This window comes from Streptomyces sp. HUAS 31 (genome assembly GCF_028198125.1).
GTDB lineage: Bacteria > Actinomycetota > Actinomycetes > Streptomycetales > Streptomycetaceae > Streptomyces > Streptomyces chartreusis.
In genome coordinates, this window is the sequence record NZ_CP116353.1 from 5,816,453 (window position 1) to 5,830,914 (window position 14,462).

Sequence of the window (14,462 nt, forward strand, 5' to 3'; positions counted from 1 at the left end):
ACGGCGGTCCGTCCCCTCCCCCGAGGAAGGACGGACCGCCGTCCGCGTCAACCCTCGGGCACGGCGAAGGGGCTGTTCAACGCCTGTCAGTGCGCTGTGGCACGGAAGTGACCGTTCCGCTACGTCGGGCACGTCCGGGGAACCAATGCGCGGTGTCGTGTCGTCACCCGATCGGGCCCGGTTCGGAGGTGAGCGATGGGTGCGTGGCAGCCGCTGCCCGACGATCTGCCGTCGGAGGTGCGGCACTTCGTGGAGCAGTTGCGGCAGCTCAAGGACCGTACGGGCCTGAGCCTGGTCGCGCTGGGCGCGCGCACCGCGTACAGCAAGTCCTCCTGGCAGCGCTACCTCAACGCCACCCAGCCCCCGCCGCGGCAGGCGGTCGTCGCGCTGTGCCGGGTGGCGGGGATCGACAAGGACGAGGCGGAGCGCTTCGGGGTCCGCTGGGAACTGGCCGTGCAGGCGTGGCCCAAGCCGGTCACGGTGCCGGAGAAGCCCGAGGGTGCGGTGCCGGCCGTGGGTGGTGCGGAGATCGAGGGTGAGGAGTACGAGGACGATCCCACCCTGCCCTGGTGGGACGCGCCGCCCAAGACATCGGGTCCGCCGTCGCGCCGGCTGCTGATGGTGGCCTTCGTGCTCGCCGTGCTGCTGGTGCTGGGGGTCGTGATCGGGGCCGTCGCGCTGGGGTGAGCCCGCTGGGGCGGCCGGGTCCGACTTGCCCGAATGTCAGACATGTTGCGCGAGTGATCGTTTATGTGCCTTCTGTGTGTCGATGTGTTGACAAGTTCGCGGATTTGCAAGGAATTCGGTCAGCGAGCGGGCTAGCGTGGTCGATCGGGACGTCCGGGGCGTCCCGATTGTCTGTAAGGGCTTACTGCCAGGGTTGTGTCCGTCGGCAAGGGAAGCCGGTGGAACACTGGACGCTGTCCTACGGGCGTGCGACGGTGCATGCCCACAGTCCCGATGCTCCCGTGCGCCCCCACCCCGGGAACTGAGATCCTTACTGGGCGCATCCCTTTGGGTAGCCACATCGGGGACTCGGCAGAGGGCACCACGCGCGGGGGATCGCGTGAAACACCAGCACGAACCGGGGGGAAGAGGGGGGAAGCAATGCCTCGTTGGAGGGCCTTGCCGGATGAACTGGATCCGCAGGTCAGGGAGTTCGCGAGCCAGTTGCGTCGGCTCGTGGACCGCAGTGGTCTGAGCATCGCGGCGCTGGCCGACCGCACGGGATACAGCAAGACGTCCTGGGAGCGGTATCTGAACGGGCGGCTGCTCGCGCCCAAGGGCGCGATCGTGGCGCTCGCCGAGGTCACGGGTACGAATCCGGTTCATCTGACGACCATGTGGGAGCTCGCCGAGCGTGCGTGGAGCCGTTCGGAGATGCGTCACGACATGACCATGGAGGCCATCCGGATCTCGCAGGCCCGCGCGGCCCTGAGCGAGTTCGGGGCGCCCCCGGCGAACGCCAAGGGCGGCGCGAAGGCGGGCAAGGGCGCGCACCGCGGCGGCAGCGCCACGACCGCGCCCAAGCCCGGGGTGGCCGGCCCGGCCGGTGTGGCACCGACCGTGCCGCCGTCCGTGCCGGTGCAGCCCACGGCGCCCGAGACCCGCGACTCCTCGGTCCGGGACGCCCCCGTACGGGGTGCCGGCGGGGGTGACGCCCGGGACGCCGGGTCCTCCGGCGCCAACTCGTGGGGCCTCGCGGGGTACCGGGGTCCGTCGCCGACGGGCAGCGGCCGTGCCGCTGGAGCGACCGGTGCGTCCGGCGCCTCCGGTGTGTCCGGGCCGTCCGCCGCGGAGTCGGGGGCCGCGTGGACGCCGGGGACGCCGAGTCCGTACGGCGAGCCGCCGCAGGGGCCGCGTCCGGGGGCCGGGTCCTCCGGCGGGGGCGGCGGGAAGCGCCGGCTGACGATGTTCCTCGCGGGGGTCGTCGGGGTCCTCGTCGTGATCGCCGCGGTGTTCTACTTCACCGACGGCGGCAGTGGCAAGAAGGACGACGAGGCGGCCAAGTCGCCCTCGCCGACCGCCTCGGCCGACACCGACCTGCCGCCCGGCGTGAAGTGCAGCGGCGCCACCTGCACCGGCAAGGACGCGGAGGCCATGGGGTGCAGCGGTGACCTCGTGACGACCGCCGCGACCGCGACCGTCGGCACGGCCGTGGTCGAGGTGCGCTACAGCAAGACGTGCGGCGCGGCGTGGGGACGTGTCACGCAGGCCGCGCAGGGCGACGAGGTGGCCGTGACGGCGGGCAAGGCGAAGGAGACCGGTTCGATCACGGTCGCCGGCGACACGATCGCGTACACGCCGATGGTGGCCGTGAAGGACGCGGGCGAGGCGATCGCCTGCGCGACGCTGGCGGTGGGTCCGGAGGGCTGCACGCAGTAGCGGGGCGCCGCCGGGCCGAGGCCGATGGTGAGGTGACCGAAGGGGCGCGGCCCCTTCGGTCACCGTTCGCGTTTCAGGGGTCGCCCACGCCGTCTGCGAGCCCTCGACGTCCGATCGCCGCAGCTCGCCCGCGCGGGCGAAAAGAATTCCGGTGGGGCAGGAATGCCGCCGCGCAAAGTGGGCACGCGCACCGTACCCCCACGGGAGTCCGGCATCGGTACCCCCACAGGCGGCCGCCCGGGTTTCCCTCTCCCGAACCGGGCGGCCGCTCCCTTTTGTGCACCCTCTGTCGTCCTGTGGGGTGGGCCACACGGACCCGGCCGTGCGGGATCCCGGATGCGCGATAGCCTGACCGGTGGATCTCTCGACGCCAAGAGATCGATCATCTCTAGGTCGACAGGGCCTAGGTCCCGCACCCCGGGGGCAGAGACGCCCCACCGCCAGCTGTCATACGGAGAACGCCATGACCCGCACTCCCGTGAACGTCACCGTCACCGGCGCGGCCGGCCAGATCGGCTACGCCCTGCTCTTCCGCATCGCCTCCGGCCAGCTCCTCGGCGCGGACGTGCCGGTCAGGCTGCGACTTCTCGAGATCACGCCGGCGCTCAAGGCGGCCGAGGGCACGGCCATGGAGCTCGACGACTGCGCGTTCCCGCTCCTTCAGGGCATCGACATCAGCGACGACCCGAACGTCGCCTTCGACGGCGCCAACGTCGCCCTCCTCGTCGGCGCCCGCCCCCGCACCAAGGGCATGGAGCGCGGTGACCTGCTGGAGGCCAACGGCGGCATCTTCAAGCCCCAGGGCAAGGCCATCAACGACCACGCCGCGGACGACATCAAGGTCCTCGTCGTCGGCAACCCGGCCAACACCAACGCGCTCATCGCGCAGGCCGCCGCGCCGGACGTACCGGCCGAGCGCTTCACCGCGATGACCCGCCTCGACCACAACCGCGCGCTGACCCAGCTCGCGAAGAAGACGGGCTCGACGGTCGCCGACATCAAGCGCCTGACGATCTGGGGCAACCACTCCGCCACCCAGTACCCGGACATCTTCCACGCCTCCATCGCCGGCAAGAACGCCGCCGAGGTCGTGAACGACGAGAAGTGGCTCGCCGAGGACTTCATCCCGACCGTCGCCAAGCGCGGTGCGGCGATCATCGAGGCCCGCGGCGCCTCCTCCGCGGCCTCCGCCGCCAACGCCGCCATCGACCACGTCCACACCTGGGTCAACGGCACCGCCGACGGCGACTGGGTGTCGATGGGCATCCCGTCCGACGGTTCCTACGGCGTGCCGGAGGGCCTCATCTCCTCCTTCCCCGTCACCACCAAGGACGGCCGGTACGAGATCGTCCAGGGCCTGGAGATCAACGAGTTCTCCCGCACCCGCATCGACGCCTCCGTCGCCGAGCTGGCGGAAGAGCGCGAGGCGGTCCGCTCGCTCGGCCTCATCTGAGCCGACCCCAGCGGCACATCGGCCGCGGGCCCCGCACCGGAAGCAACCGGTGCGGGGCCCGCGGGCTTTCTACTCCTGTGCGGGCACGCCCACGTCCGCGAAGATCTCCAGGGCCTGCTGTTGCATGCCGAGGACCAGCAGCGTGCGGGCCTCGCCGAGCCGATGGCCGGTGCGGCGGTGGACGGCGAGCGCCTCGGTGCCGATCTCGACGGCCGTGGCATCCGCCCCTTCCGACCGGGCGGTCGCCGACAGCGCGGTCAGGGCAAGGCCCTCCAGCACGCCGAAGGAGTGGTCGCGGGCCACGGCCAGTGCCTGGTGGGCGAGGGCGCGGGACTCCTCGTAGCGGCCCAGCTGCTGGTGGGTGTGGGACAGCCCCAGCAGGGCGTGGGCCTCGGTGCGACGGTGTTTCGCCTCCCGGGCCAGGGCGAGTGCCTGACCGTGCGTGCGCAGCGATCGGTCGACGTCCGCGAGCCTTCCGTGGGCGGCGGCGACCGTGTTGAGGATGTTCGCCCGGACCCAGTGCCGTCCCGAGGGCTTGACCAGGACGAAGGCGCGCTCGGCCTGGAGCAGTGCCTCGTCGTGGTTGCCGAGCTCGATGTTGATCCTCGCCAGGGCGTCCAGCATCATCGCCCGCTCATTGCTGTAGCCGCGCCTCTCCTCGGCGGCCACCTGGGGACCGAGGACGTCGAGGCCGTCGGTCAGGCGGCCGAGCTCCCAGTACACCGAGCCCAGGATCTGGAGTGCCAGGCTCTCGTCCCACCAGGAGGCCCCCACGTTCCGGCGGATCGCCAGTTCGAGGTGACCGGCGGCCTCGTGCAGGCGGCCCAGATCCCGGCAGGTCGCGCCCAGGATGATCAACCCGAACGTCTCGGCGTAGTCGTACCCGGCCTCACGGTTGATGCGCAGACCGGCCGTGGCGTGCTCGTAGGCGCTGTCGAGCTGGGCCATGCTCCATTCCACGGCGCCCGTGCCGCCGAGCCCCGCCACCTCGCCCGCCGCCCAGCCGATGGACCGGCTGATCTCCAGGACACGCGTGTGATGCGCCATGGCCTGCTTGACGTGGCCCCTGTCCCACCAGATCACTCCCAGGTGGTGGTGCATGGCCGCCTGCCCGGGCAGGTCGTCCTCGGCGACGGCCGCCTCCAGCACCGTCCGGGCGGTGGACTGCCAGGGCGTTCGCGGCAGATGGAGCCAGAAGTAGCCGAACAGCGCCGCCGTCAGGTACCAGGCGACGCGCCGGGGACCGTGGCGGGCCGCACGGTGGATGACGGCGAGCAGGTTCGCCTGCTCGGCCTGGAGCCACTGCGCGGCCTCGGCGGCGGAGGGCATGCCCCGGCGGTCACCGCGTTCGAGGTCGCCGGGCAGTTCAGGGAAGAGGCCGGTCCCCGCCGCGGATCGAGCGGCGTGCAAGTACCAGAGCAGCAGGCGTTCCCACGCGGCCGCCCGGTCCGCCGCCGTGTCCTCCGCCTGCGCGATCTCCTGCGCGTACTCGCGCAGCAGGTCGTGGAACCGGTACCGGCCCACCGTCGCGGGCTCGATCAGATGCGCCGCCGCCAGACTGCCGAGCAGGCGTCGGGCCTGCGTCGGCGAGTCGTCCAGGAGGGCCGCGCCGGCCTCGGCGGTGAACTCCCCCCGGGGAAAGTGCCCGAGCAACCGGAACAGCAGCCGCGCCCGGTCCGACAGCCTCCGGTACGACGCCGCGAATGCCGTACGCAGGGGTGAGCTGCCCTCGTCGTCCGGGGCCAGCGCCTGGAGCCGGCTGCCCTCCGACAGTTCGGCGACCAGGTCGGCCACGCGCAGCCCCGGATCCCCGGCCAGTCGTGCGGCTGCCACCCGCAGGGCCAGCGGCAGGCTGCCGCACAGCCGGATCAACTCGGTGACCACCGCGGGCGGTTCCGCGGCCAGCCGGTCCGGGCCGAGCGCCTCGCTCAGCAGCGCGCGGGCCTCGGCCGGCAGCAGCAGGTCCAGCGCCAGGGCGTGCGCTCCGTCGCGGGCGACCAGGTCGCCGAGCCGGTTGCGGCTGGTCACGACGACACAGCAGGACGAGCTGCCGGGCAGCAGCGGACGTACCTGCTCCGCGGAGGCCGCGTTGTCCAGCAGCACGAGCAGGCGCCGGCCGGCCAGCAGGCTCCGGTAGGCGCGGGCCTGTGCCTCCTCGGTCAGGGGGATCTCCGACACCTCCAGGCCCAGGCTCCGCAACAGCAGTTCCAGGGCCTCGCCCGGCGCGAGGGGCGGACGGTCATGGTCGAAGCCGTGCAGATTGACGTACAGCTGGCCGTCCGGGAAGCGGGCCCGCACCCGGTGGGCCCAGTGCACCGCCAGCGCCGTCTTGCCGATGCCGGCGGCGCCGCCGATCGCGGAGATGACCACGGTGCTGGCCGGCTCCGGGCTGTGCTCCGCCGCTTCTGCCAGGCCCTGCTCGGGCGGCAGCAGGGCGTGCAGCCGGGCGAGTTCGTCCTCGCGGCCCGCGAAACCGGCGGTGTCGTGCGGCAGTTCGGCCGGCACCGCGGGCCGCTTCGGTGCGGGTGCGGCGACCGTGGGGTCGTTGGTGACGATGAGCCGGTGGAGCGCCCGCAGCTCCGGCCCCGGGTCGACGCCCAGGTCCTCGGCGAGGCGTTTGCGGATGCCGTCGTAGTGGAGGAGCGCCTCGGCCTGGAGCCCGGACCGGTAGAGCGCGGTCAGCAGCTGCCCGGCCATCCGTTCGTCCAGTGGACGGTCGGCGGCCAGTTCGCGCAGCCGGGGCAGGATCTCCGCATGGCGTCCCCGGCGCAGCTCCACCTCGTGGCTGTGCAGCAGGGCGACGGCGTGTTCGCTCGCCAGGGTGTCCCGCGTCGCCCGCGCCCATGCCCCGGTCAGCCCGGTCAGTGGTTCGCCGTGCCACATCTCCAGGGCGCGCTCCAGCAGTTCGGCGATCCGTTCGTCGCCGTCGGCCGCCCGCTCGGCTTCCTCGGCGCGGGCCCGGCCGACCAGATCGCGGAACCGGTACAGGTCCACCCGCCCGGGCGGCGTCCGCAGCGTGTAGCCACCCGAGGTGCGCTCCAGCCGTACGCCGCTCGCGGCCGGGTCCGTCGCCTCGCGCAGCGCGGACTTGAGGCGGCCGACATAGCCGTAGAGGACGTTGCGCACCGAGGCCGGCGGTTCCTCGCCCCACACCCGGTCGATGAGCGTCTCGATCGGCACGACGCGGTTGGCCTCCATCAGGAGCACCGCCAGCACACACCGCTGACGGGGCCGGCCGAGGTCGACCTCCGCGCCGTCCGCCCATGCCTGCACCGGCCCCAGCAACCGGATCTCCACCGGCCCGTCCCTCCGTCACCGCCCTGCAGTCCGACCGGCCATGGTCCAGTGCGCGCGACCTGCGCGTACAGGTTTCCTCAACATTCCCTCCTCTCCACCCCGGAAAGCTGACGGCGGCACCCAGGGCGCTGCTGCCCCGCATCGAGCACGCCGTCGCCGGAGCACACCCAGAGCCAAGCCGTGAACCGGAGCCAGTCGTGAACCCTTCCCGTCCCACGACCCCCGACCGACTCACCGTCCCCTCACCTCGCGACCACCACGTCATCACCGCTGGCACAGCCCAAACCCGAGTTTTCGCCAACTCTCCGTCCGCTGACCGAATCACGGCGTCGAGGCGGCTCCGTGTTCGAGCGTCGGGTCTGACCTCACGGTCGTTCGTCCGGGTGAGGGCGTGCCGGGCGCGATGCGTCGTGGTCGGCGAGGGGTGGGACGTGACGGAGGGGTGTGGTGACGGGGCGACCAACCTGGCATTCCGTAACTACCGGCCAGTACCCCCGGTATGGCGCAATCCGCTCGGCGTGAACCTTCGCCCTGCCACCATCGACACCCATCGAAAATCCAGGCGTCAGGACTGCGGCGGGGGACTGGCCATGGGGCTGCTCGGAAATGAGCTGGCGTTCGCACAGACGCTGACTCCCCAGGAGCACGAGGGCGTCATGGCCCTCGGTCATCACAAGCGCTATCCGGCCGATGCCCATCTCCTCACCGAGGGCGACCGGTCCAGTCATGTCGTGATCATCATTCGGGGGTGGGTGACCGTGTCCGTGGCGACGGACCGTGGGGCCACCCGGCTGATACTCGGCCTGCGCGGCCCGGGTGAACTGCTGGGCGAGATGGCCGCGCTGGACCAGCATCCCCGCAGCGCCACCGTGCGCGCGCTGGGCCCCATAGAGGCCCAGGTCATATCCGGGGACGCGTTCCGCCGCTTCCTCGCCCTGCACCCCCGGGTGAGCGGCCTGGTGATACGCCAGCTCACCTTCCGGCTCCGCAGCGCCGACCAGGAGCGGTCCGCGCTCGCCTCGCTCACCGTGCTCCAACGCCTGGCCGGCCGGCTCATCGAACTGTCCGGAGCCGACACCTCCGGCCCCTACGCCCCGTCCGCGGCGGCCCCGTCGAGCGGCACCGCCGTCTCCGGCCCCGTCGTCTCCGGCCCCGTCGTCCAGCTGGCCCAGGACGAACTGGCCGCCACCATCGGGGCCACCCGCGAAGCCGTCGCCAAGGCGCTGCGGCTGCTGCGCACCCAGAACATCGTGCGCACCGGCAACCGGATGGTGGAGATCCTCGACCCCGCGCTGCTCGCCCTGCTCGCGGACGGTCATCAGGAGTAGACCCACGCCCCGCCGTGTGTAAACGGCTACAGACGCATCTCCCTCCGGCACCGACCCTGAGGGGACGGACCCTTCGGCCGACGACCCGTCACGGGCCGTCCGGACGGTCGTCGCCGAGGCTCATCGGCGCCACTCATCAGCACGAACCACCTCTTCGGCAAGCGAACAGATCATGCAGGGGGCACGGGTGAACCACGACGTACCGGAACTCACCGAGGCGCACTACGAGTTGGTGATCAGCGTCGACGCCAGACGTTCCGGCGAGTACGACGACGTCGACAAGCCGCGGATGCGCGCCCGGATCTACCGGGTGCTGGAGACGGCGTTCACCCACGCCAAGGTCGCGCGCGACGCCGTACACCTGGAGGACCGCGGCGACGGCGTGCTGGTGTCGGTCGCCGGGCGGATCGCGGCGAGCCGGCTGCTCGGCCTGTGGCTGGTCGAGGTGCACGAGAAGCTGCGGGACGAGAACCGCGACCTGGCCGTCCCGCTCGGGCTGCGCATCGGCATGCACGTCGGCCCGGTCCGGCACGACACGCGGGGCATCAGCGGCCGTGCCGTCGACCTCGCCTGCCGGCTGGCCGACTCCTCCGTCGCCCGGCAGCTGCTGGACGCCGAGAAGGCGGACCTCGTGCTGGTGACCTCCCAGTCCCTGTACGAGGACGTGGTCAGCGCCGGCGGCAAGTTCATCGAGCCCGCGCACTACGCACCGGCCCGGCTGGCGCTCAAGGAGGGCGAGGTCACCGCCTGGTTCCAGCTGCCCGGACGGCCCGCCCCGGCGATCCCCGAGGCGGCGCCCGCAGCCTCCGGGCCCGACCCGGCCGCCGCGGCCGAGGAGCGCCTCGACGACGACGTCGACGAAGGCGGCGAGGACGAGTTCGAGGCCGCGGACGCCATGGACATGGAGGGCCATCGGCCCGGTCACGTCGGCATTCATCAAAACGTCAGGCGCGACGCCTTCCATAACGAGCACAACGTCTACCACGGCACCGTGCAGATGGGCGGGTCCGGCAACCAGGCCACCGAGAAGGGGAGGGGCTGAGCCGAGTGAGCGACGACGAGCAGGGCGGCGCGGCGGACGACGCCCCGGAGCAGCCCGGCGGGGGCCGTTCGTCCGACGACGGCCGCAAGGGCGGCGACGACAAGAAGGGCGACGACCGCAAGCGCGATCGGGACGACCGCAAGAGGGACCGGGACGGCAGGAAGGACCGGGACGGCAGGAAGGGCGGAGACGACCGCAAGGACCGCGACGAGCGGGACCGGGGCGACGCGGACGACTCCGACGAGGAGAAGTCCGCCGAGGACGAGGAAGCGGAGAAGGAGAAGGAGCGGGAGGCGGAACGCGAGCGCGCCGCGGGCCGGTTCAAGGAGCGCACCCGCGACCCCCTCGCCGACGACCAGGGCGAAGAGGGGCCCACCGACCTCGCCGCCGCCGCCCGCACCCGCAGGGCCACCCGGCAGCTGTTCGACGTCCGCCGCGACCTGATCAGCTTCGCCCACTCACGGCTCCAGAGCGCCCACATCGGCGACAACATCAACCTCATGCTGGGCGCCCGCCGCCCCGGCGCCGGCATGCGCAGCGGCCCCGTCCCCGAGGACGAACTGCGCAGGCTGCGCAGGGCGCACGTGCCGCCGGAGGGGTACGTACGGCTGCGCAACACCCTGCGCGCCCGGCGTCTGCTGGTGCTCGGTGCCGCGCCGGGCACGGGACGTACGAGCACCGCGCTCTCCCTGCTCGACGAGGTCACCACCTCCGCGGCGAACGGCACCGACGAGGAGCCCACAGCCCGCCTGCGCCGGGTCGATTCCGGCGGCGGCATCCGGCAGTTGGCCGAGACGCTCGACGGCGAGGGCGGTGAGGCGTGGCACGGCACCGGCCATCTGCTGGAGCTGTCCCTGAACCGGCCCGACGCGCTGCCCCCGGACGAGATGGACCTCGACGAACTCGCCGCGGCCCTGGCCCGCCGGGACGCCTTCGCGGTGATCGTCGTGACCGTCGGCTCGGCCGCGAACCCGCTGCTCGCCGGGCGGTACGGCATGCTGTGCCCGCCCGCGCCGACCGACGAACTGCTCACCACGCGGCTGCGCGAACGCCTGGAGGAACGTACCTCCGAGGCACGCGAGGACGCCGCGTCCCTGGACGACCTGCTGGCCCGCGCGGCGGACCTCGCGGCCCGGGACGAGGTCACGGACGCGGTCGGACTGACCGATCTGCGGCCCGCCGAGGCCGAGTTGCTGGCGTCGCTGCTGGCCGGTCATGTGCTGGGGGACGTCTCCTACGACGATCTGCTGTCCGGCTGCCGCAGCATCGCCGCCGAGCAGGCCCAGGAGTGGTTCGCCGGCGTGGACCGGGCGCTGACCGTGCCGCCGGCCGAGCCGGAGCGGCCGGACCGGGCACGGGCGCGCTCGGGCACGGCGACCCTGTTCCACCCGGTGGCGTTCCGGATCGCGCTTGCCGTGCTGGGCGGCGCCTCGCACAGCGCCGTGGCCGCCGCCGCCCACCTGCTGACCTGGGAACTGTCGGTGCAGTCCGACCCGGACAACACCCCGGCCCGCCCGCTGTTCTGCGACGACCCGGAAGCCGACGTGGCGCTCTCGCGGGCCGAACTGACCGACGGCAAGGTCGAGGTGGACGGCCATGACGTACCCGCGCGGCTGATCTTCTACCGGGGTTCCGCCCTGCCGTCCGCCGTGCTGACCGAACTGTGGGACCGGCACTTCCCGGTCCGGGCGCCGGTGGTGCGCTGGCTGCGGCTGCTCGCGGACGACCCGCGCTCGCAGGTGTGGATGCGCGCCGCGGTCGCCGCCGGGGAGCTGTGCGTACGGGACTTCGACCACGGTTACACCGAGCTGGTCCGCCCCCTCGCCGACGCCACCACGAACCGCCGGCTGATCTTCGCGGCCACCACGCTGGACCAGGCCGCCGGGCACGACTCGCACCGCAGGGCCGTGCACAAGCTGGTCGGCGACTGGAGCAGGAAGGGCACCGCCTCCCAGCGCTGGACCGCGGCCTGGGCGCTGGGCTACGGCAACGCCGCCGCCACGACCGACGACACCCTCGACGCGCTCGCAAAGATCGGGGTCCGCGACGACGGGGAACTGGCCGGCGTCGCCTCCCACAACGTCGTACGGCTGCTGGTGCTGCCGGACGCGGCCGAGGTGCTGGAGCGGATGGCCGAGTGGACCCACCACAAGCGCGAGCCGTACCAGGACCTGGGGCTCGCGGCGACCGTGCGGCTCGCCCTGACCACGGTCGACGAACTGCTGATGGACCCCGACTCGCCGGCCGAGGACAGCGACTCCCCGTGGGGCGACCGAGGGGACTGGCCGGTGCTGCTCGCGCTCGCCGCCATCCGGCCCGAACTGGTGCCCGCGATGGCCGACTTGATGTGGACCGCTCTCAACACGGCGCGGTCGAAGGACGTGGCGATGGACTCGCTGGAGGAGCTGCTGCGCTCGGCCGAGCGCAAGAGCGGCGCCGAGTGGACCCGGGCGGGGCTGGCGGCGCTGCTGCCCGCGCTGTCGACCGAGGAGCACGACCGGCGACGCCTTGACTGGCTGCTGCGCCGAATGATGAACGACCCGGAGAAGCCGCTCTCCGAGCCGAAGGCGCGCGACCTGTGGTGGCTCGCCGTGGAGCCGGAGGACAGGCCGCGCCAGGCAGGGCCGCGTCGGGACAGGACGCGGGAGGAGGAGAGGTATGGCTGAGAACGAGGACGAGGCACCCGGCTCGGAGGAGACGGAGGGTCCCGAGTCGACGGCGCCCGCGGGCCCGTTCCTGCGGGACTTCAACCCGCTGACGGACGGCTATCCACGGGTGAGTCCGCGCTCGGCGGTGGTGCAGTTCTACCGGAACGGCGGCTACACGGTGAAGCGGGCCGCCGGGGTCCAGCACGTGGACAAGCCGATGCTGGCCCGGCCGCACAGCATCTGCGAGATCGCGCTCGGCACCTATGTGACACCGCTGCAGATGGAGTTGCCGGCCGCCGGCGGCACCACCTTCTTCAAGGCCGAGGTGGACATCGAGTGGGCGGTGACCGATCCGCATCTGGCGGCCCTGGCCGTCGTCACCGACGTCGCCAACCGGCTCACCTCGCCGGTCCTGGAACGGCTGCGGGAGGTCACCACCACCTACCGGGTGACCGAGGCCGAGCAGGCCAACCGTGCGATCACCCGTGAGTGCGCGGGCGGGCGCTGGGCCGACCTCGGCTCCGAACTCGGCCTGCGGGTGCGGCTGTACGTCCGGCTGCGGGTGGACGACCGGACCATCGAGCACGCCGACGAGGAGCGCGACGCGCACGCCCAGGCCAAGGTGATCCGGCTGCGGCAGGAGTCGTACCGGCGCATGTTGCAGGGCGGCGAGCTGGAGCAGCTCAGCTTCATGCTGGCGGCCGATCCCGAGGGTGCGAAGGACTTCCTGGAGAAGATCCGCCAGGAGGGCAGGCAGGACGAGAAGGACCGGGTCGCCCGGCTCTTCGCGATGGCCCAGCGGGGCGAACTCGCCACCGTGGACGTGGAGACACAGGTCCTGAACCTGCTCAACCAGGGCGACGGGCGGCCCGTGGTGGGGCCCATCGGGACCGTGCCCGCGCGCCGGCCCCGGGAGCTGGAGGCGTCCGCCGGCGACCGGCCGTTCAACCCGGACTGGGCCTCGGACGAACCGCCCAGGCGACGGCCCAACCGACCGGCACCGCGCCGGGGCGGCTCCGACGGGTACGGCTCCGACGGGTACGGCTCCGACGGGTACGGAGGTGACGGGTACGGCTCCGACCGGTACGGAGGCGACCGGTACGCATCCGACCGGCGCGGGCCCGGACGGGGTGAGGCCGGACGTGGCCCCGACCGGGGCGAGCCGTACGACCCGCGTGACGACGCCGAGTTCGACGAGCCCCGCGCCGGGGCCCGGGGGCGGCCGTACCGCGCGGAGCCGTACGCGCCCTACGGGGACCACGACGACGAGCCGCGCTCCCGGGACGGACGCCAGGGCCGCCGGCCGGGTCCGTCCGCGGACCACGACGACGATCCGCGCGTCGGCGACCGGCCCCGGAACCACCGGCCGGGGGCGTACGCGGACCACGACGACGACCCGCGCGACGGCGACCGGCCCCGGAACCACCGGCCGGGGGCGTACGCGGACCACGGCGACGAGCCCCGTTCCCGGGACCGTCGTCCGGCCCACCGGCCGGAGCCCCACCACCCCGACGACGAGGTCGAGGTTCGGCTGCCGCGGCGGCCGGAGCTCGGTTCCGGGGCACCGGTCCCCGGTGACGAGCCGCAGGACGGGCCGCGCTCCGGCGAACGGCCCAGGACCTACCGGCCGGAGCCGTACTACCCGGACGACGAGCGGGAGTGGGAGCGGTCGCGTCGGCGCAGACGCGCCGAGGACGACGGCTGGTCCTGGGCGGAGGAGGACCGATGAGCGCCGATGACGGCGCACTGACCTCCCCCGACCCGGTCGTGCCTGTGCCGGACGGGGGTCGGCACTGCAACGACCGGGCGGGGGAGCGCATCGTCGCCGAGCGGCTGCTGGCGACGGTGCGGGAGGACCTCGGCCGCGCCGACTCCAAGGCGGCCGTGCTCCTCTCGGGCACGCTGGCGCTGCCCGCCTTCCTGGCCGGGTGGCGCGGCGCCCCCGGCTGGGACGGGCTCGCCGACCTGACGCTGGTCGCGTCGGGCGTGCTCTGGGCCGTCGCGGTGGCCGCGCTGGTCGCGGCGCTGATGCCGCGCACCGGCACGGTCCGGGGCGGGGACGGGGTGACGTACTTCGGCGACCTGGTGGACTCCCGCGACCTCGCGGGGCTGTCCGTCCGGGTCGGCGAGGCCGGGCGCGACCCGGCCAAGTGGCTCCTCGTCCAGGCCGTCGACGTCAGCTCGATCCTGTCGGCCAAGTACCGGGCCATCCGCTGGGGGGTGGGCGCGCTCGCCCCGTCGGCGGCGCTGGCCGTGCTCTGGGGACTCACCTCGGGCTGATCACGGGGGCGCGCGTGGGACCGATGTAC

9 protein-coding genes are annotated in these 14,462 nt (G+C 73.1%); 8 read left to right on the plus strand and 1 reads right to left on the minus strand.

What is annotated here, in order from left to right:
• Nucleotides 1-195: 195 nt before the first annotated feature.
• The 3 genes from PGH47_RS26075 to PGH47_RS26085 all read left to right on the plus strand — a co-directional run bounded on the left by PGH47_RS26075 (nt 196) and on the right by PGH47_RS26085 (nt 3,838).
• A complete protein-coding gene (locus PGH47_RS26075; protein ID WP_271665429.1) occupies nt 196-687 on the plus strand; it encodes a helix-turn-helix domain-containing protein in 492 nt (163 codons plus the stop codon).
• A 420-nt stretch (nt 688-1,107) separates the two neighbouring features.
• The gene (locus PGH47_RS26080) at nt 1,108-2,385 is read left to right on the plus strand and encodes a helix-turn-helix domain-containing protein (protein WP_271665430.1); all 1,278 of its coding nucleotides are present in this window, start codon (nt 1,108-1,110) and stop codon (nt 2,383-2,385) included.
• A 463-nt stretch (nt 2,386-2,848) separates the two neighbouring features.
• A complete protein-coding gene (locus PGH47_RS26085) occupies nt 2,849-3,838 on the plus strand; it encodes a malate dehydrogenase (protein WP_030951219.1) in 990 nt (329 codons plus the stop codon).
• A gap of 69 nt (nt 3,839-3,907) precedes the next feature.
• Here the strand turns inward: PGH47_RS26085 and PGH47_RS26090 are convergent, their stop codons facing one another.
• Complete coding sequence (locus PGH47_RS26090) at nt 3,908-7,135, minus strand: AfsR/SARP family transcriptional regulator (protein WP_271665431.1); 3,228 nt, start codon at nt 7,133-7,135, stop codon at nt 3,908-3,910.
• Nucleotides 7,136-7,725: 590 nt separating this feature from the next.
• Between PGH47_RS26090 and PGH47_RS26095 the strand changes: the two genes are divergently transcribed.
• The 5 genes from PGH47_RS26095 to PGH47_RS26115 all read left to right on the plus strand — a co-directional run bounded on the left by PGH47_RS26095 (nt 7,726) and on the right by PGH47_RS26115 (nt 14,433).
• Nucleotides 7,726-8,463 carry a Crp/Fnr family transcriptional regulator gene (locus tag PGH47_RS26095; RefSeq protein WP_271668150.1) on the plus strand — a complete coding sequence of 246 codons (738 nt, stop codon included), beginning with the start codon at nt 7,726-7,728 and terminating at the stop codon, nt 8,461-8,463.
• Between the two features lie 187 nt (nt 8,464-8,650).
• Nucleotides 8,651-9,505 (plus strand): hypothetical protein, encoded by an 855-nt coding sequence (locus PGH47_RS26100; RefSeq protein WP_271665432.1) that lies wholly within the window; start codon nt 8,651-8,653, stop codon nt 9,503-9,505.
• A 5-nt stretch (nt 9,506-9,510) separates the two neighbouring features.
• Nucleotides 9,511-12,171, plus strand: a complete 2,661-nt coding sequence (locus PGH47_RS26105) for a hypothetical protein (protein ID WP_271665433.1) — start codon at nt 9,511-9,513, stop codon at nt 12,169-12,171.
• Nucleotides 12,164-13,882 carry a hypothetical protein gene (locus PGH47_RS26110; protein ID WP_271665434.1) on the plus strand — a complete coding sequence of 573 codons (1,719 nt, stop codon included), beginning with the start codon at nt 12,164-12,166 and terminating at the stop codon, nt 13,880-13,882. The genes PGH47_RS26105 and PGH47_RS26110 overlap by 8 nt, the downstream gene beginning before the upstream one ends.
• On the plus strand, nt 13,879-14,433 hold the full coding sequence (locus PGH47_RS26115; protein WP_271665435.1) for a Pycsar system effector family protein: 555 nt from the start codon (nt 13,879-13,881) through the stop codon (nt 14,431-14,433). The genes PGH47_RS26110 and PGH47_RS26115 overlap by 4 nt, the downstream gene beginning before the upstream one ends.
• Nucleotides 14,434-14,462: the final 29 nt, after the last annotated feature.